The sequence below is a fragment of the Pseudoalteromonas sp. S3178 genome (genome assembly GCF_005886985.1).
In the GTDB taxonomy this organism is placed as follows: Bacteria; Pseudomonadota; Gammaproteobacteria; order Enterobacterales; family Alteromonadaceae; genus Pseudoalteromonas; species Pseudoalteromonas carrageenovora.
Genome location: NZ_PNCW01000004.1, coordinates 1 through 18,939, shown reverse-complemented (window position 1 = coordinate 18,939; position 18,939 = coordinate 1). Strand labels below are relative to the sequence as shown.

17 protein-coding genes are annotated in these 18,939 nt (G+C 40.1%); 4 read left to right on the top strand and 13 right to left on the bottom strand.

All coding sequences use genetic code 11. The features are described from left to right. Nucleotides 1-55 precede the first annotated feature (55 nt). The 8 genes from fis to rsmD all read right to left on the bottom strand — a co-directional run bounded on the left by fis (nt 56) and on the right by rsmD (nt 7,977). Nucleotides 56-346, bottom strand: coding sequence for a DNA-binding transcriptional regulator Fis (gene fis, locus CWC11_RS00515; RefSeq protein WP_002957804.1), 291 nt, complete (start codon nt 344-346; stop codon nt 56-58). Nucleotides 347-365: 19 nt separating this feature from the next. Then, on the bottom strand, nt 366-1,337 hold the full coding sequence (gene dusB, locus CWC11_RS00510) for a tRNA dihydrouridine synthase DusB (protein WP_171038382.1): 972 nt from the start codon (nt 1,335-1,337) through the stop codon (nt 366-368). Nucleotides 1,338-1,618: 281 nt separating this feature from the next. Beyond that, nucleotides 1,619-2,500, bottom strand: coding sequence for a 50S ribosomal protein L11 methyltransferase (prmA, locus tag CWC11_RS00505; RefSeq protein ID WP_138681153.1), 882 nt, complete (start codon nt 2,498-2,500; stop codon nt 1,619-1,621). 66 nt (nt 2,501-2,566) lie between these two features. Further along, nucleotides 2,567-4,414: an RNA polymerase sigma factor RpoD gene (rpoD, locus tag CWC11_RS00500; protein WP_058549379.1), complete on the bottom strand. Its 1,848-nt coding sequence runs from the start codon at nt 4,412-4,414 to the stop codon at nt 2,567-2,569. Nucleotides 4,415-4,538: 124 nt separating this feature from the next. Continuing rightward, a complete protein-coding gene (dnaG, locus tag CWC11_RS00495) occupies nt 4,539-6,290 on the bottom strand; it encodes a DNA primase (protein ID WP_058549380.1) in 1,752 nt (583 codons plus the stop codon). Nucleotides 6,291-6,544: 254 nt separating this feature from the next. Beyond that, complete coding sequence (locus CWC11_RS00490; protein ID WP_007376027.1) at nt 6,545-6,991, bottom strand: GatB/YqeY domain-containing protein; 447 nt, start codon at nt 6,989-6,991, stop codon at nt 6,545-6,547. A 19-nt stretch (nt 6,992-7,010) separates the two neighbouring features. Further along, the gene (gene rpsU, locus CWC11_RS00485; RefSeq protein ID WP_002957797.1) at nt 7,011-7,226 is read right to left on the bottom strand and encodes a 30S ribosomal protein S21; all 216 of its coding nucleotides are present in this window, start codon (nt 7,224-7,226) and stop codon (nt 7,011-7,013) included. Between the two features lie 145 nt (nt 7,227-7,371). Further along, on the bottom strand, nt 7,372-7,977 hold the full coding sequence (rsmD, locus tag CWC11_RS00480; RefSeq protein WP_138681152.1) for a 16S rRNA (guanine(966)-N(2))-methyltransferase RsmD: 606 nt from the start codon (nt 7,975-7,977) through the stop codon (nt 7,372-7,374). A gap of 206 nt (nt 7,978-8,183) precedes the next feature. Between rsmD and ftsY the strand changes: the two genes are divergently transcribed. From ftsY to rpoH, 4 genes are all read left to right on the top strand, one after another. Then, nucleotides 8,184-10,070 carry a signal recognition particle-docking protein FtsY gene (ftsY, locus tag CWC11_RS00475; protein ID WP_138681220.1) on the top strand — a complete coding sequence of 629 codons (1,887 nt, stop codon included), beginning with the start codon at nt 8,184-8,186 and terminating at the stop codon, nt 10,068-10,070. An 87-nt stretch (nt 10,071-10,157) separates the two neighbouring features. After that, on the top strand, nt 10,158-10,835 hold the full coding sequence (ftsE, locus tag CWC11_RS00470; RefSeq protein ID WP_058549382.1) for a cell division ATP-binding protein FtsE: 678 nt from the start codon (nt 10,158-10,160) through the stop codon (nt 10,833-10,835). After that, nucleotides 10,832-11,818 carry a permease-like cell division protein FtsX gene (gene ftsX / locus CWC11_RS00465; RefSeq protein ID WP_104643378.1) on the top strand — a complete coding sequence of 329 codons (987 nt, stop codon included), beginning with the start codon at nt 10,832-10,834 and terminating at the stop codon, nt 11,816-11,818. The genes ftsE and ftsX overlap by 4 nt, the downstream gene beginning before the upstream one ends. 296 nt (nt 11,819-12,114) lie before the next feature. Beyond that, nucleotides 12,115-12,978, top strand: coding sequence for an RNA polymerase sigma factor RpoH (gene rpoH, locus CWC11_RS00460; RefSeq protein WP_058549384.1), 864 nt, complete (start codon nt 12,115-12,117; stop codon nt 12,976-12,978). Nucleotides 12,979-13,094: 116 nt separating this feature from the next. Here the strand turns inward: rpoH and CWC11_RS00455 are convergent, their stop codons facing one another. The 5 genes from CWC11_RS00455 to gpmM are packed head-to-tail and all read right to left on the bottom strand — an operon-like array spanning nt 13,095 to nt 18,524. After that, nucleotides 13,095-13,670: a hypothetical protein gene (locus CWC11_RS00455; protein ID WP_138681151.1), complete on the bottom strand. Its 576-nt coding sequence runs from the start codon at nt 13,668-13,670 to the stop codon at nt 13,095-13,097. A 51-nt stretch (nt 13,671-13,721) separates the two neighbouring features. Beyond that, complete coding sequence (locus tag CWC11_RS00450) at nt 13,722-14,477, bottom strand: divergent polysaccharide deacetylase family protein (protein WP_138681150.1); 756 nt, start codon at nt 14,475-14,477, stop codon at nt 13,722-13,724. Between the two features lie 58 nt (nt 14,478-14,535). Continuing rightward, nucleotides 14,536-15,801 carry a S41 family peptidase gene (locus tag CWC11_RS00445; RefSeq protein WP_138681149.1) on the bottom strand — a complete coding sequence of 422 codons (1,266 nt, stop codon included), beginning with the start codon at nt 15,799-15,801 and terminating at the stop codon, nt 14,536-14,538. A gap of 35 nt (nt 15,802-15,836) precedes the next feature. Further along, nucleotides 15,837-16,976: a murein hydrolase activator EnvC family protein gene (locus CWC11_RS00440; protein WP_138681148.1), complete on the bottom strand. Its 1,140-nt coding sequence runs from the start codon at nt 16,974-16,976 to the stop codon at nt 15,837-15,839. Nucleotides 16,977-16,979: 3 nt separating this feature from the next. After that, entirely contained in the window at nt 16,980-18,524 is a 1,545-nt protein-coding gene (gene gpmM / locus CWC11_RS00435) for a 2,3-bisphosphoglycerate-independent phosphoglycerate mutase (RefSeq protein ID WP_138681147.1), read from the bottom strand. Nucleotides 18,525-18,939: the final 415 nt, after the last annotated feature.

Sequence of the window (18,939 nt, the reverse complement as noted above, 5' to 3'; positions counted from 1 at the left end):
AAGCACCCTAAGGTGCTTTTTTAATAATTAGCTGCGATAACTCACAGCCAGCATATTAGTTCATGCCGTATTTTTTAAGCTTTTTACGTAAAGTACCACGGTTGATACCTAGTAAAATTGCCGCACGAGTTTGGTTGCCACGTGTATATGTCATTACTTCTTCAAGTAATGGCGCTTCTAGCTCTGAAAGAACAAGGTCGTAAACGTCTTGCACATCTTGACCGTTAAGCTGCTTTAAATAGTGGTGAACAGCTTTTTTTACTGCATCACGCAATGGCTGCGGTTTCTCGTGTGACTGAACATGAGGGTTTGTGATAAATGGAGAAGTCACGTTTTGTTCGAACATTATTTAATCTCTTTCTTTCTTAGTTAGCTGCTAGTGTTTTAAAGTATTGCTTTAATGCGTCAACCTGTGCCTGTGGGTTGTCGAGCGCATTAAATACTCGCCTAAACTGACCATCACTGTCATGGGTTTGCAAATACCAAGATACATGTTTGCGAGCAATTCGCGCTCCCATTGGCTCACCGTAAAACGCATGGAGGTTTTCTAAATGCTCCATTAAAATACTGCGTACCTCTGAAATAGCAGGCGGCTGTAAGTGTTCTCCAGTTCGCAAATAGTGGTCTATCTCCCTAAATATCCAAGGGCGACCTTGGGCGGCTCGGCCAATCATAATGGCATCTGCACCCGTATAGTCCAAAACCTGCTTTGCTTTTTCTGGTGATGTAATATCACCATTTGCAACAACAGGTATCGACACTGAGCGTTTTATATCCCTAATCGTGTCATATTCTGCTTCACCTTTATACATACATGCGCGTGTACGCCCATGTACGGCAAGTGACGCTATGCCATAACGCTCAGCTATTCTCGCAATCTCTACACCATTACGGTTGTCCTGATCCCATCCAGTTCGGATTTTAAGTGTGACCGGGATATCAACAGCATTAACGACTGCATCAACTATCTCTTCCACAAGTTCAGGAAACTGTAATAAGGCAGAGCCTGCGAGTTTCTTGTTCACTTTTTTTGCTGGGCACCCCATATTGATATCTATGATCTGTGCACCGTTTGCAACATTGAATTGTGCGGCCTGCGCCATAAGCTCAGGATCTGCTCCTGCAATTTGCACCGCGCGTATACCCGATTCACCGCTGTGATCCATACGGTTCATCGACTTTTCAGTTTTCCAAACCTTAGGGTTTGACGATAGCATTTCAGACACAGCTAGCCCCGCACCTAAGCGGCGACAAAGTTGTCTAAATGGTCTGTCTGTAATACCTGCCATTGGCGCGACTATTACATTATTCTCAAGTTGGTATGAACCGATACGCACTGTATTCAATAGGCCTCTTTTCAAGGGGCGCTAAGTTTACGGTTTTTTTAGGAAAAATCAAAGGCTATAAATTGAACAAAAGTGACTTTTTTTTGCCCTTTTCGTATTGACATTTGATAACCGCATGACAAGTAGGTTAATTTGTTTGAAATTTATACAGGTTTTATTTTTTACACAATAATTAGAAAAAAAATAATATGTAAAAAAATAGTAAAGCCTGTTAAATACAGGCTTTACATGCGAGTTTTGAGTTAATACTCTAAATTTGCTCGTGTCAGTTGTTAGGCTTTTTTAGTACCGCTAACTCGTGTCCAATCACCTTCAATGGCAATATCATCTAGCTCAACAAATGGTGCATAAATATCAGCAACTGATTGCGTCTGTTCTTCTAATATGCCCGACATTGCAATTTTGCCACCTGGCTTTAGCAAACCTAAAATCACACTGTGTAGCTCTCTCAGTGGTTGCGCTAAAATATTAGCCACTACAATATCGGCCGTAAACTCTGGCTGGTTTTCTGGTAAGTATACTTCTAGCTTATCGGCAACGCCGTTACGATTAGCATTATCTAAGCTTGCTTCAAGTGCTTGAGGGTCAATATCAATCCCAATCATGCGCTCTGCACCAAGTTTAATAGCAGCGATACCTAAAATACCTGAGCCACAACCAAAATCCACTACGGTTTTACCAGTTAGGTCTTGGCTTTCTAGCCATTTAAGGCATAAAGCTGTTGTTGCGTGCGTACCTGTACCAAACGCAAGGCCTGGATCAAGTAATACATTAACAGCACCAGGGTCAGGAATGTCGCGCCAGCTAGGACAAATCCATAGCTTTTCACCAAACTGGATAGGGTGGAAGTTATCCATCCATTCACGCTCCCAGTCTTTATCTTCGAGCTGCTCGATTTTATATACTAGCGAGTCTTTAATTTCATCGTGGCGCTTTAATAAGGCAATTACAGCGTTCATATCGTGATTAGCTTCAAATAAACCAATTACGGTAGTATCAGCCCAAAACACAACAGTGCCAATTTTAGGCTCATAAATAGGGGTGTCTTTAGCGTCTATAAAAGTAACAGACGCACTGCCTGCTTCCATTAGTAAGTCACTTACTGCATCTGCGGTTGCAGCATTGGCATTGATACGGATTTGGATCCAAGCCATGATTGTTTCCTTGAAATAGAAAAAAGGCCGCTACAGCGGCCTTTTTAGTTTATATGAAGCGCTAAATTATTTAGCGTCTAAAAAGCTTTTCAGTAAATCTGAGCGAGAGGGGTGGCGTAATTTACGCAGCGCTTTCGCTTCTATTTGACGAATACGCTCACGTGTTACGTCAAATTGCTTACCTACTTCTTCTAAGGTGTGGTCGGTATTCATATCAATACCAAAACGCATACGTAGTACTTTAGCTTCACGAGCTGTAAGCCCTGCTAGTACATCGTTAGTTGCGCCACGAAGAGATTCCATTGTTGCCGAGTCGATTGGCGAATCAATAGTGGTATCTTCGATAAAGTCACCTAAGTGCGAATCTTCATCATCACCGATTGGTGTTTCCATTGAAATTGGCTCTTTTGCAATTTTAAGTACCTTACGGATTTTATCCTCAGGCATCATCATGCGTTCTGCTAATTCTTCTGGATTTGGCTCACGACCCATTTCTTGTAACATTTGACGAGAAATACGGTTAAGTTTATTAATCGTTTCTATCATATGTACCGGAATACGGATTGTTCTTGCTTGGTCAGCAATTGAGCGAGTAATTGCTTGGCGTATCCACCACGTAGCATAAGTAGAGAACTTATAACCACGGCGATATTCAAACTTATCTACCGCTTTCATTAAGCCAATGTTACCTTCTTGGATTAAATCCAAGAACTGTAAGCCACGGTTTGTGTATTTTTTAGCAATTGAGATTACAAGACGTAAGTTAGCTTCAACCATTTCTTTTTTTGCACGGCGGGCTTTCGCTTCACCAATGCTCATTCGACGGTTAATGTCTTTAATACGCTCTATGCTTAAACCTGTTGTTTGTTCAATAACAGATAGTTTATTGATGCTACGAATGATCTCTGGCTTAACTTCTTCAAGTTTAGCCGAATGCTTTTCGTTAGCACTGATCTCTACGTCAATCCAAGAAGCATCAGTTTCATTATTAGCAAAATGCTTAATGAAGGTCTTCTTAGGTAACTTAGCAATTTGTACCGCTTGTTTCATGATAAGACGTTCTTGAATACGAACTCTGTCCATCATTTCACGCATGTTATTAACCATGCGATCGAACTGTTTAGGTACTAATTTGAATGTTCTGAACAACTCGCCAATTTCAAAAATAGCGGCTTGAGACTCAGGGTGCGAACGACCTTTAGAGTCAAACGTATCACGTGCTTTATTATATAAATCACGTAAATTTTCAAAGTGTACACGTGCCTCTTCAGGATCTGGGCCAGTATCTACTTCTTCTTCGTCTTCATCATCGTCGCTGTCTTTGTCATCGTCTTCATCGTCGTCATCAAGTTGTTTTTCACTTAACTCTGAACCGATGTTAGTCGCTGATATTGGCGCATCATCTTCGTTAGGATCAATAAATCCAACGATAATATCGCTTAAGCGCATTTCTTCAGCTTCAAACTTATCCCACTGTTCTAGTAGGTAAGTAATTGCTTCAGGGTACTCTGCAACAGAAATCTGTACCTGGTTGATACCTTCTTCAATACGCTTAGCGATTACGATTTCGCCTTCACGTGTTAGAAGTTCAACAGTACCCATTTCACGCATGTACATGCGAACCGGATCCGTTGTGCGGCCGATTTCTTTTTCTACAGTTGCAAGTGCTGCAGCGGCAGCTTCTGCTGCGTCTTCGTCTGTCGTTGTTTCTTGCATCATTAATTCATCGGCATCAGGCGCGTTTTCGCTAACCTTGATACCCATGTCATTAATCATGCTAATGATATCTTCTACTTGATCTGAGTCTATAATGTCTTGTGGAAGGTGATCATTTACTTCTGCAAAAGTTAAGTAGCCTTGCTCTTTACCTTTTTGAATCAGAAGTTTTAATTGTGACTGAGGAGTTGGATCCATAGAGATTGTTTCTTCCACTCTGATAAGTTGATACAACAGGCGCCATCATGTAGTTTGCATTAAAGCCAACTAGAATAATGTGACGCAGTGAATAGCACAGTATAACAGTTTAAATCAAATCTGACTAGCTGTTAGTGGCTTTTAACGCTGTCATTAGCAAATGACATTCAAGTCTTTCGTCGCTATTAAGACCTTGTGTCTTGTCCTTTATTAATAGGGTCTCGAGTCGATAATTTAAACACTGATCTTCAATAAATTTAAAAGTATTTTTAAAAACAGTCTCTAAACGCTCTTCATTTATTTGATGTTGCCATGTTGCAAGCTTAATTAATGGCTCGTAATCATCTGTATCTCTAAAGAACTCTAATAACTGAGCTGTAGTTACTTCTTCTTTTTGTAAAGCTTGCTCTTGCAATCGTAATAACAACCCAATGCCAGCAATATTCATTTGCGCAAGCTCGGGTAAGTACGGCACGCTTTTGGCTAAATCAGGGTGCTGAATTAATATACCGATTGCTTGGCGCATAGGCGTTATTTTAAATTTTCGTTCAATAGAGTGTTGCTGCTTTGGTGTTTTTAAGCGGCTATTAAGTTGCTCTCGAGTTCGACCAATCAAGCGCCCTAATTGTTCCAAAATATTTTCTTGATAAAATTCACTCGGAATTTTTTCAATAAGAGGCAGCGCAGCACTTAGTAATTTAGCTTTACCTGAGTCGAGCGTTAAATCAACTTCTTGGCTAAGTTTATTAAACAGTACCTTGGTAAAGTCATCAGCTTGACTAAGGCGTTGTTCAAATTGCTCTTTCCCCTCTTTTTGTACTAGCGAGTCAGGGTCTTCACCGTCAGGTAAAAATGCAAACTGTAATGCTTTACCGTCGTTTAAATAGGGGAGTGCATTTTCAAGAGCTCGCCATGCAGCATCACGGCCTGCTCTGTCGCCATCGTAACAACAAATTACCTTGTCTGTGGTTCTAAACAAAGTGTGCATGTGCTCGCTTGTAGTTGCGGTGCCTAGTGCGGCAACAGCATATTCAATCCCTTGCTCGGCAAGCGCGACTACATCCATATAACCTTCTACAATCATTACATGGTCAAGTTTTTTATGAGCTTGCTTTGCTTCATATAGCCCATATAGCTCAAAGCCTTTATGAAAAATTCGGGTCTCTGGCGAGTTTAGGTATTTTGGGCCTTGGTCGGCTTGCATTACACGTCCGCCAAAGGCAATAACGCGCCCACGTTTATCGCGTATAGGGAACATTAAGCGGTCGCGGAAAAAGTCAAACTGTCTACCTGGTGTTTTTTCAGAGGCAAGTTTTAGCTCTACTAATTGTTCTTTTTGTTCTTTGTTACGGCCAAGCTGTAAGCATAGTCCATCCCACTCACTTGGGGCGTAACCAATCATAAACTTTTTAACAGTTTCGCCGCTTAAACCACGTCCTTTAACATACTCAATTACAGCTGCTGAGTTACTATGGTGTTTTAATTGGTGTTGATAAAAGCGCGCAGTGTGCAGCATTAAATCGTAGTCTGAGCGTTTTTGGGCTGCTGTGCGCTCTGGAGCTGAGTTGCTGCCTTGTTCTCGTGGTACATCTAAGTTTAATAAGCTGGCAAGTTCTTCAATGGCATCAACAAACTCTAGTTTGTCGTATTCCATAACAAACGATATTGCATTGCCATTCGCACCACAGCCAAAACAATGATAAAACTGTTTGTCTTGCGATACGGTAAATGAGGGCGATTTTTCGTTATGAAATGGACAGCAGGCTTGATAATCTTTACCGGCTTTTTTAAGGCCAACTTTAGAGTCGATGAGTTCGACAATGTCGGTTCTGGCAAGTAAATCGTCTATAAAATTACGTGGGATCTTTCCAGCCATTAGTAAAATAAGGTCCTGAGATAATAAGAAGAATAACGAAAACGAAATGTACGTTTAGTGCCAAATAAAGCCTATTTAACTTACCAAAACATACTGTAAATAAATAGGGCAGTACACATAAATTTCAATAGTTAAATTGAAGCATGTAAGCGTATTTAATTAGCTTGTTGTTAGGTTAATTAAAGCTAAAAACAAAGAAACCGAGCGCTAGGCTCGGTTTGCTTCAATCATACTTTAATGTATGTGGGCGTATATTAGGCAGTTAATCGTTGCTTAATTAAACCAGAGATTTTGCCCATATCGGCGCGACCTTCAGCTTTGCTTTTGATTATACCCATTACTTTACCCATGTCTTGCATACCTGCTGCGTTAGTATCAGCAATAGCCGCATCAATGAGAGCAATTATTTCTTCTTCACTCAATTGTTGAGGTAAAAAAGTTTCAAGAGCTACTATTTCATTGGCTTCAATATCAGCTAAATCATCACGCCCAGCATCTTTGTACTGAGTGTAAGAGTCACGACGTTGTTTAACAAGCTTCACTATAACTGAGGTAATACCCGCGTCGTCTAGTGTAATTTGCTCGTCAATTTCACGTTGCTTGATTGCAGCAAGTACCATACGAATAGGGTTAAGACGTTGTTTGTCTTTAGCTCGCATCGCATCTTTTTGCGCATCTTTTAGCGTTATTAAAAGGCTCATTTATACAAGACCTAATATATTAGTATAATTTAACGCGACGTGCGTTATCACGAGAAAGTTTTTTCATGTGACGTTTAACTGCAGCAGCTTTTTTACGCTTACGCTCAGCTGTTGGCTTTTCATAGTGCTCGCGACGACGGACTTCTGAAAGGATACCTGCTTTTTCACATGAACGCTTGAAGCGACGAAGTGCTACGTCAAACGGTTCGTTCTCTCTTACTTTAATTACTGGCATTAAAAATTCACCTACCTAAATTATGAGCGTTGCTCAAGTTGATCAAACATTGATCAAGTGGTTCAAAAATGGTGCGGTATTGTAATCCGAAGCAACACCACATGTAAAGGATAATATTAACAGAAACGCATCATCTTAAATAGTATTAATTTGATTGACGTTGATATAGCCTGCAGAACACTTGCCCCGCCTTTTTTTCTTTTATTAACAGCCAGTTATCGGGTTGTTGAAACGTACTTAACTCGGTTTCTACTTCCACATAAATGAGTGCTTCGCTGCTTAGCCATTGGTTTTTTTCTAATAAATCGCATGTTGTTTGTGCTAAACCTTTGCGAAACGGCGGGTCAACAAATACTAAATTAAATGCCTCACTTTTATTTTTTTGTTCTAAATAACTCAAAGAATTAGTGTGTTTTACCTGTGCATTTTCAAGCTTTAAGGTGCTGATATTTTGTTCTAATTGTTTGGCCGCAAATTTATCTAGCTCAATAAAGGTGGTGCTTTTTGCAAAACGAGAGAGTGCTTCAAAACCGAGCCCGCCAGAACCCGCAAAACAATCAAGTACATGCGCGTCGCGGGTATCTTGCATTAACCAGTTAAACACCGTTTCTTTAATTCTATCGGTGGTCGGGCGTAAACCTTCTACGTTTTTTACTGGCAATTTACGGCCTCTAAATTGGCCGCTTATAACTCTAATAAAACCATCGCTGGATTTGCTAATAGCTTTATTTTGTGTCGTTTTATTTCTCATTTAGCTCACTAAAAAATGGTATATGGTATCTAGCTCAGATAATATTGCTGCAGATTACGTGTAGCTTCATTTTTCAACCGTATTAAAAGTGTTACTATTGAACACTTACGTTTTGAATGGTTGTTTTACTAGCATCGATTGCTAGGCATCGCCAAGCTATTTCAAATTTTAGTTTATCAGATTTTTATAAGTGGTTATTAGCAAGTATGGCAAAAAAAAGTAAATTCATGTCGTGGCTCGGTTTTGGCAAGTCAGATAAAAAAGAAGCAGAGCAAAAAGCAGAAGCTGATAAACAACAAGCATTAGCGCAAGAGCAAGCCGAAAAAGCTGAGCAAGAACGTATAGCTGCAGAGCAGGCTGAGGCTGAGCGTTTACAAGCAGAAGCAGAAACTGAGCGTTTAGAGCAAAAGCGTATAGCTAGTGAGCAGGCTGAAGCTGAACGTTTAGCTCAAGAGCAAGCACAAAAGCTTGAGCAAGAACGCCTATATGAAGCAGAACAAGCCGAAAAACGATCTATAGAGCAAGCTAATGCTGAATTATTAGCAAAGCAAGATGCAGATGCAGCAGCGCAAAAGCAAGAACAAGCTAAACGGCTAGCTGAGCAAGAAACACAAATGCGCTTAGAACAGGAGCGCATTGCAGCTGACAAAGCAGAGTCGGAGCGATTAGAGCGAGTTCGTCTCCAAGAGCAAGAAGCTGCAAATGCAGAAAAGCTTGCAATAGATAAAGCAAATGCACAATTGCTTGCAAAAGAGCAGGCTGATGCTGAGATACAACGACAGGAACGAGAGCAGCGCCTAGCTGAGCAAGAAGCTCAAATGCGTTTAGAGCAAGAACGCATTGCCGCTGAAAAAGTTGAGAGTGAACGCTTAGAGCAAGAGCGCATTGCTGCTGAAAAAGCCGAGAGTGAACGTTTAGAGCAAGAACGCATTGCCGCTGAAGAAGCCGAGAATGAGCGTTTAGAGCAAGAGCGCATTGTAGCTGAAGAAGCCGAGAATGAGCGTTTAGAGCAAGAGCGCATCGCTGCTGAAAAAGCTGAGAATGAACGTTTAGAGCAAGAACGACTTGCAGCTGAAGAGGCTGAAAATGAACGTTTAGAGCAAGAACGTCTTACTGCTGAGCCTGCAAAAGATGAAGCAAAACAAGCCGAAAAACCAAAAAAAGAAGGGTTTTTCTCTCGCCTTAAAAAAGGCTTATTAAAAACTCGTGTAAATATAGGTTCTGGCTTTGCTTCTATTTTTAGTGGTAAAAAAATTGATGACGAGTTATTTGAAGATCTTGAAACACAGCTGCTCACCGCTGATCTAGGTGTTGATACCACCATGAAGTTAATCGATAGCTTAACTGATGCAGCAAACCGAAAGCAGCTTAAAGATGGTGATGCCCTATATGAGCTAATGAAGCAAGAAATGGCAGCGATGCTCAAAACTGCTGAGCAGCCTTTGGTTATTAATAAAGATAAAAAGCCGTTTGTTATTTTAATGGTAGGTGTGAACGGAGTTGGTAAAACAACCACGATTGGTAAGTTAGCTAAGCAATTTCAAAACGAAGGTAAGTCGGTCATGCTTGCCGCGGGAGATACGTTTAGAGCCGCAGCTGTAGAACAATTACAGGTTTGGGGTGAGCGTAACAGTATTCCGGTTATTGCACAGCACACAGGTGCAGATAGCGCGTCGGTAGTATTTGATGCATTTCAAGCCGCGAAAGCACGTAATGTTGATGTATTAATTGCCGATACAGCTGGGCGCTTGCAAAATAAAGATAATTTAATGCAAGAACTTGAAAAAATAGCCCGTGTAATGAAAAAAATTGACCCAGATGCACCTCACGAAGTAATGCTTACTATTGATGCTGGTACAGGTCAAAACGCTATTAGCCAAGTAAACTTATTTAATCAATGTGTTGGTTTAACTGGTATTACACTTTCAAAACTTGATGGTACTGCAAAAGGCGGTGTTATTTTTGCGGTTGCCGATAAGTTTAATATTCCAATTCGTTACATTGGTGTTGGTGAAGGTATTGATGATTTACGCGCTTTTAAAAGCGATGACTTTATTGATGCGTTATTTAGCCAAGATGAGGACGACGTTTAATTTACCAAAAGAGGGAGCTTGCTCCCTTTTTAATTGCGAGGATTACCAACGTTATTAATAAGCTAATGGCGTTGGCATAATAAAAAGATGATAAATTTTCAGCAAGTAAGTAAAACTTACCCTGGTGGGCATCGTGCACTTGAAAAGGTTAATTTTCATATTAAGCCTGGCGAACTCGCTTTTTTAACGGGCCACAGTGGCGCCGGTAAAAGTACGTTACTTAAGCTAATTAGTTTAATGGAGCGTCCATCTGCAGGTAACGTGTTTATTAATGGAGTTGATTTAAATAAAGTTAACTCGCGTCAAATTCCTTATGCTCGTCGTGATATTGGTATTATTTTTCAAAACCACCGTTTGTTAGAGCGCTATACCGTTTTTGATAATGTAGCATTGCCTTTAATTATTGAGGGCACTCACCATAAGCAAATAGCAAAACGAGTGCATGGCGCGCTTGATAAAGTGGGCTTGATAGATAAAATAAAATGTCATCCTTCTATGCTCTCTGGTGGTGAACAGCAGCGAGTAGGTATTGCCAGAGCCATTGTAAACTCCCCGCCAATATTATTAGCTGATGAACCTACTGGTAACCTCGACCCTGAACTTTCAATGGAAATATTAAAGTTGTTTGAAGACTTTAATAAGCACGGTACAACAGTGCTTATTGCCACACATGATCTTGGTTTAGTGGCGCGTATGAAGTACCGAAGCCTAACTTTAAAAGATGGTCGTATGCTTGAAGATCCGCTTGCTGAGGGAGCATTATGAGTTTACTTTTTAAAGGTCGTCAAAATAGTAACGATAAGCAACAAAAATCGATATTAGCGGGTGGGTATTTTTTTATACTTAATATATTTCGCCAAGGCGTACATAGTTTAGGTGAAATGTGGCGTACACCACTTGCTTCAATGATGACCATTGCAGTACTTGGATTGAGCCTAACTTTGCCAGCTACACTTTACTTAGTTGTTAAAAACGTACAGCAAGTCAGTAGCGGCTTTGAAGAAGCCAGTGAAATCTCATTATTTGTAAAAGAAAGTATGAGTGCCCAAGAAACGCAAACTTTAGTAAAGCGCTTAGCGTTATATCCAGAGGTTGAAAGCGTTGAGTTTATTTCAAAGCAAAAAGCACTTACTGAGTTTAAAGACGTATCTGGATTTGGTCAGGCTTTAGAATACCTAGACAAGAACCCACTACCAGACGTAGTACTGGTTACGCCAACAAAACGTAACAGGCAGCCAAATGCCGCTAAGGTACTTTTGACAAAGCTTGAGAGTGAACGTGAAGTTGACTTTGGGAAGCTTGATATAGCATGGTTAGAGCGCTTAAATGCACTACTTGATTTACTTAAAGAAAGTGTAATAACTATCGCACTATTATTACTTACCTCTGTGACACTTATAATTGGTAATACTATTCGCTTGTCTATTATGGACAAAAAAGAAGAAATCCAAGTCATGAAACTTGTAGGAGCAACGAATACATTTATACATGCGCCATTTTTATGGACAGGTATATGGTACGGCGTAATAGGTGGTTTATTTGCTTTTATATGTGTTGGGTTAATGATGTGGTGGCTTTCGAGCGCAGTAAGCAGTGTTGCAGGCGTGTATCAAACAAGTTTTTCGCTTATTGGGTTATCGCTTAGCGAGCTCGGCTTTTTAGTATTACTTGCTACTAGCTTGGGCTTTATTGGCTCGTACCTATCTGTAAATCGCTATATTAAAGAAATAGAACCCGATAAAGTATAAGTGAACCAATTCAACTTGATACGCGTAGAGTATCAAGTTGGATACATCCTTAGTTTATTAAAACTGTCATATTTGTGTACTATCCTCCTTTAAAGTAATGAGTTGTAAATAGCGTGTTGCGACAGAGCTAATTGCTTGCAAACCCTTAATTCATCACTTATTCAGTCGCTTGTAGTAGACTAAATACATACCAAAAAACTACTTGATTTATACTTTAAAAAAGTTTTAAATTGGGGTTAGCACTCTTAGAGAAAGAGTGCTAAGATGGTTTCAAATGTTTATCACCGAGGTGAAAAATGAGTAAAGATTTATACGCAATGGCACTTACAGTCGGACAACAAAGCGCAAGCATGGACGGTTACCTTCAAGCGGTAAGCACTATTCCTATGCTTAAAGTTGAGCAAGAGCAAGAGCTTGCTAAAAAGCTTCAGGAAGAAGGCGATCTTGGTGCTGCTAAGCAACTCATTATGTCGCACTTACGCTTTGTAGCACATATTGCTAAAAGCTACTCGGGATACGGCTTACCACAAGCTGACCTTATTCAAGAAGGTAATATAGGCCTGATGAAAGCAGTTAAACGTTTTGACCCTACAGTAGGTGTACGTTTAGTGTCGTTCGCAGTGCATTGGATTAAAGCCGAAATCCATGAGTTTGTTTTAAAAAACTGGCGCATAGTTAAAGTTGCAACCACAAAGGCACAACGTAAATTGTTTTTTAATCTTCGTAAAAACAAAAAGCGTTTAGGTTGGTTCAATCAAGCTGAGGTTAGCACTGTTGCTAGTGAGCTAGGTGTGAGTGAGAAAGAAGTACGTGAAATGGAATCGCGCATGAGCGGCCAAGACATGGGCTTTGACCTAACAGGCGACGATAATGATGACGCGCCTACAAGTACTTACTCTCCAGTACAATATTTAACAGATGGTTCTGCCGATTTAGCTGATGACGTAGAGCAGCAGCAGTGGCAAGAGCAGTCTCATACTCGTTTATTTAGCGCACTTAAAACGCTAGATGAGCGTTCGCAAGACATTGTAAGTGCTCGTTGGTTATCTGACGACAAAGCAACATTACAAGAGCTTGCTGAAAAATACAGCGTATCGGCTGAGCGTGTTCGCCAGCTAGAAAAAACAGCAATGAAAAAGCTGCAAAGCGCTATGAGCTAATACTGCTCAAGCTGTAAAATTTAGAAGCCCTGCATGAAAATGTGGGGCTTTTTTGTTTTAAAATGGGCTGTCATGAAGAAGTGAAACGCAATAAAAACTATTATGCTGAGTAATATCTACATGTTCCTTTTTCGCATTAAGTAAACCTTGTGGTAATCTTTTAAATAAAGCTTAGAATTAGATATAGCATACAAATAACCCAAGCGAGTATGTCCCTCTACAAGCTGCAACTCGCCTTTAATGTCAGCATGTTCAGGTTTATGACTCATATTTAATGAGTTTACATCTAAGATAATTGGAGGAATTCGCCAGGTGTTGAACTGCTGCCAATGTTTTTTATCTTTTTCAGTGCAGGTTAGTTGACAGTATCCCTCTGCTTTAGTCCTTTCTTCTACATATGACTTAAAGTTATTAATTATGCGAATATTTTTTAACTCATTGAGTGATAAGTCAATTAAGGTGAATTCGATTTTGTCATAATTTAACCAGCCATAGTTAGTTACTGTATTTCGGTCGTAAAAAAGACAATAAAGCCATTGCTTGAGAACATCAAAAGGAATAGAAAACCGTTCTTTAAGCCTCATGTGATACTCATCAATTGATTCATCGAGTTCACTAAAGGCATCAGGATTTTTCTTTGGAGTTAGAGCTTTCCAACTATCAGTTCTTTTTATTAATTTATAGTATTCCATATGCTCCCTCCAACTCATTATTTTATCTGAATATATAGAATGCACATCACTTTATCTAGCACCAAACGCTTCAGCCTGCGCCAACTGAATATATTTACGTTCAACCAGCTGCGAGACGGGCACAAGTTCAAACCCTTGCTCTGTTAACTGCGGTAATGCCTGGCGTAAAAACTTAATTGTTTCTGGGTAGGGGTGGGCAATTGCAATTGCAAAGTTATGTTTTTCAGCTTTGTGTTTTAATTCATCGAGCCTAAATTGCAATTGCTCGGGCGTAGTTATGTTGTCTAAAAATACGTGGCGGCCAATATTCTCTACACCTAAAAAGTTTGCAGCATTTTGTGCTTGGCTTAAATCAGTGGTGCGACTATCTAAAAAGTATAAGTGGCGCTTTTTAAGTACTTCCATAGTCCACTTCATGGCTTGGCTTTTTTGTGTGAGCGCTGAGCCCATGTGATTATTAACGCCTTTGACTTGGGGTAAGCTGGCTAGAGCAGTTCCTAAAGTTTGTTGTAATTGTTCTTTATTCATATTTAAAGTTAATGCGCCTGGGCCAAGCTCTTTGCCGTTAAGTGCCTGCATAGGAACGTGTAACAGCAGCTCTTTATTTGACTGACTCGCAAGCGTTGCAAAAATTTGAGAATAAGGTGTGTGAGGCAAAATTGAATACGTCAATTGCCCAGGTAAGGAAAGGAATTCTAAGTCCCGTTGATGATAACCTATGTCATCTATCACTATTGCTATTTGCTTGGCGCTAACACTTGTGCAGGCTAAGCAAATAAACAGTATTAGCCATTTTATTATTTTCACGTTTATAGTTTTTATTATCTTTTTTAAATCTCAGTAGGTTGCTTTAAATAAAGCTGTTTTATTGCATGCTGAGTAGTTGTTTTGCTTTAACTAATTGTAGATCGGCTAAGTTACCCGTGAGTAATTGCGCGTTACTGTTAGTTTGCTCATTTTTTATTATAACGGCTTTATTAGTTTGTGAAAGACTTGTTTGATTAATCGCCACATCAGGAGTTATTCCTATGCCATCAATAGATTGGCCAAGGGGAGTATAGTATTTAGCTGTAGTGAGTTTAAGTGCTGTGTTGCCATCACCTAGGGGGATTAACGATTGGACAGAACCTTTGCCAAATGACTGGCTGCCTACAATTGTTGCTCTTTTATTGTCTTTTAGTGCAGCAGCTAGTATTTCGGCGGCAGAGGCTGAGTTTTCATTTATAAGTACAACAATAGGCGCACCTTTTAAAATATCACCGCGTTTAGCGTAAAAGGCTTGGTTAGCGTCATAATAGCGCCCTTTGGTAGTAACAATAGTCCCGCTTTGTAAAAATAGGTCAGATACTGCTACCGCGCTTTGTAATGTACCGCCTGGATTATCGCGTAAATCAATTACTAAACCTTTAAGCGGGTAGCCAAAATGGCTTTGTAAAGCTGCAACCTGCAAGGCCACTTCATGTAAAGTATGATTAGAAAAGTTATTAATAGCTAAATAGCCAGTACCAGAGTCTAAAAGCTCGCTGGTTGCGCTTTCAAGGTTTATTTGACGGCGAACAACATGAAAAGTGATTAACTCTTTAGTGTTATCGCGCTTTACAGTTAGATCTATATTTGCAAATTTACTTTCGCGTATGAGTGTTGCCACTTCGTCGATTGTACGATTATTCGCGCTGTTATTATTTACGCTTATTATTTTATCGCCAGGTAAAACTCCCGCTATTTTAGCCGGCGAGTTATTTACTACGTCAATGATAGTCATTTTTTCATCAACGTTTTTAACTTCAATCCCAATACCTGTGTAACGCCCATTTGTATTATCAAATAACGACGTAAGCTCATGCTCGTCTAAATATTTAGAGTAGGGGTCGAGCTTTGAATACAAACGCTCAAATTGTTTGTTGTTATAGTTGATATGGTCGCTATTTTGCAGTGCTAAATCTTCTACGTAGTAGGCATGAATATTAAAGAGGATTTCATCTATTTGTTGGCTTTTAAGCTCTTTTACAGAGCTTGCATATACGTGTGTATTAAAAGCTAATAAGGTAAGTAATATGACCAAACACAGGCTTATAAAAAAGCCTGTGTTTTTTTTAATGACTGTATTTGATGCGTTTTTTTTGGTTGTCATCAGCTGCTCCTAATGCGGTGCAGCGGTTTATTCAATTAAATGCGTCTGCACCATTTTACAGGATTTACTGCGCGTCCTTTGTGGCGTATTTCAAAGTATAGACCAGAACTTGCTTGTCCGCCGCTTTGGCCCACTAATGCAAGTGTTTCGCCTTCGCGAACCATGTCGCCAACATCTCGTAATAGCGTTTGAGCATGGCCGTATAGGCTCATAAAGCCTTCTCCATGGTCAACCACAATCACCCAGCCAAAACCTTTTAACCAATCGGCAAACACAACTTGACCGTTTTGAATGCTATTTACGTTTGTGCCTTCTTTTGCGCCAATTAGTACGCCTTTCCAATCAATACCGCCATGTTTTCGCTGACCAAATGTGTGCTCTAATTTACCCTTACTTGGCCAAGGTAATTTACCTTTGCTTTTGTTAAGCCCGATAAGCTCTATTTTTTGATTTTTTTCTTGCTCTAACTCTTCAATTGTAGTGATCAGCGTTTGCTGGTTCTCTTTTAAATAGTTAATTGAGTTTTTTGTACCATTGAGCTGTGCTTGTAAGCTTTTTAGATTGGTTTGACGCTCATTTTGAGCATTTACTAATGCGGTTTGACGTCTTTTTTGTTCTTCATATAAAAGCTCTAATCTTTGTTGTGTTTTAACAAGCTCTTGTTGGTTTTGTGCTATTTGCTGTTGAAGCTGCTTTAGCTCTTCAATTTGTTCAATACGGGCTTTATTTAAATAATTATAATAACTAAGTGTACGCTCAAATTTAGCAGTGTCTTCTTGGTTTAGCAGCATTTTAGAGTAGTCATCGCCACCGGCCATATAAGCACTTTTTAGTTGTGCGGCTAATACCTTTTGAAATTCTGCATGTTGTTCGTCGAGTTCATCAGCTTTATTTTGTAATTGCTTTTGTTGTGTTTTGGTCTCTTTTACAGATTGTTCAGCCATGTTGAGTGCTTTTGCGTTTTTAGCTATATCAAGTTCATGGCTTTTCAGTTTTTTTTGTAATGAAGCTATTTTTTTTCTTTGTGCGTTATATTCAGCTTGGCTTTGCTGAAGTGCATTTTGTACTTCTGATAGGTCTTTTTTAGTGCGATCTTCATTAGCAACTGCATAAGCAGTTACTAATGAAGTAAGTATTAATCCGCACTGTATTAATCGGCTAATACATCTATTCATATGTTATTTCAACATCATGATAGGTGTGCCAGTCATTTCGTTAGGCTGCTCCATACCCATTAAATGAAGCATTGTTGGTGCTACATCGCTTAGTGCTTTACCTTGCATAGGCTCAGCGTCGCGACCTACGTAAATAAATGGAACTGGCTCGCTAGTATGAGCTGTATGGGCTTGACCTGTTTTAAGGTTAGCCATTTGCTCAGCATTACCATGATCGGCAGTAATTAATGCTTCACCACCAAACTCCTCTAATGCATCAACAACACGACCAATACACGTATCTACAGCTTCGCAGGCTTTAACAGCAGCTTCAAACACGCCAGAGTGACCTACCATGTCGCCATTAGGGTAGTTACAAATAATAGCGTCGTATTTTCCACTTTTAATTGCTTCTACGAGTTTATCTGTAAGCATTTCTGAATTCATTTCAGGTTGTAGATCGTAAGTTGCTACCTGTGGTGAAGGAATTAACTCGCGTGTTTCACCTTTGAATTCGCTTTCGCGCCCGCCACTAAAGAAAAACGTAACGTGTGCATATTTTTCTGTTTCAGAAATACGTAGCTGCGTTTTGTCATTTTTTTCTAGCCATTCACCTAACACATTTACAAGTGCTGACGAGCCAAACGCAACAGGGGCATCTATATCGGCTGCGTATTCTGTCATCATTACAAATGCGCTAAGCTTTGGAGATTTTTTCTTGGTGAAACCGTCAAACTCAGGCTCTACAAATGCGCGAGTTATTTCACGGGCTCTGTCGGCTCTAAAGTTAGCAAAAATTAGAGTGTCGCCATCGTTAATTGCGGCTGGCTCTAAACCCGCTGGAGTAATTGTTGTAGCAGCTACAAACTCATCGTTTTCGTCGCGCTCGTATGCAGCATTAAGTGCGTCTACACCGTTATCAAAATTAAAGTCACCTTCAGCTAATGCAATTACGTTATAAGCTTTTTCTACTCGGTTCCAGCGGTTGTCTCTGTCCATTGCGTAGTAACGACCAACAAGTGAGGCTAAACGACCGCATTTAAGTTCGCTAAACAATGCTTCAATACGTTCGATTGATGCTTTAGCGCTGCGCGGTGGTGTATCACGACCATCTAAAAAGCCGTGGAAGTAAACTTCTTTAGCGCCACGTTTTGCTGCAAGTTTGATACTGGCAACAATGTGATCTTCATGGCTATGTACGCCACCTGGGCTCAATAAGCCCATAATATGAACCGCTTTACCTGCGTTTACTGCTTTATCTATGTTTTCAACTAATGCGGGGGTTGAGTCAAACTCACCATCGTTAATTGCTTTGGTAATGCGAGTGAAATCTTGATAAACGATTCGCCCGGCGCCTAAGTTAACGTGGCCAACCTCTGAATTACCCATTTGCCCGTCAGGAAGACCAACATCTAAACCCGAAGCTGATATTAATGTGTGTGGGCGGGTTGCCCATAATTCGTCTAATACCGGTGTGTTAGCTGCGAGAATAGCGTTACTTTGCTCATCTTCGCGGTATCCCCAACCGTCTAAAATCATTAATACCAGTGGTTTTTTATGCTCTGTCATAATAGCTCCTGAAAATTAGCACCTGTTGATGGGTACTGTGTACTGAAAGGGTTATCTGGTTCGTTTTAGCATACCGTGTTTTAGCGATAGGATCAGCACTGAAAACAAGATATTAAATTTTTTGCTTACTTACATATATGGGGTGCTTTATCGTTTTTTAAACTGTGTCAAACTCGCATTTTAACTTGGTTTGGGTATACTTGCGGGGCTAAAGTACAAAATACCTAAAATATTAGGGCGTGTTGCACTTTGGTGGCTGAATTTGCAGCAGTATGTTTGGTTTTTAGGCGAGGCAGAGCCTATGAAGTGTGGTTACTCCCCATAAATAGGCGATAACGTAGCATAAATACCAAACATGCGCTGCCCGTTGGGTTCTTTCTAGGGACTATTACCTCTTTGTTGCTCGGTTTTTACT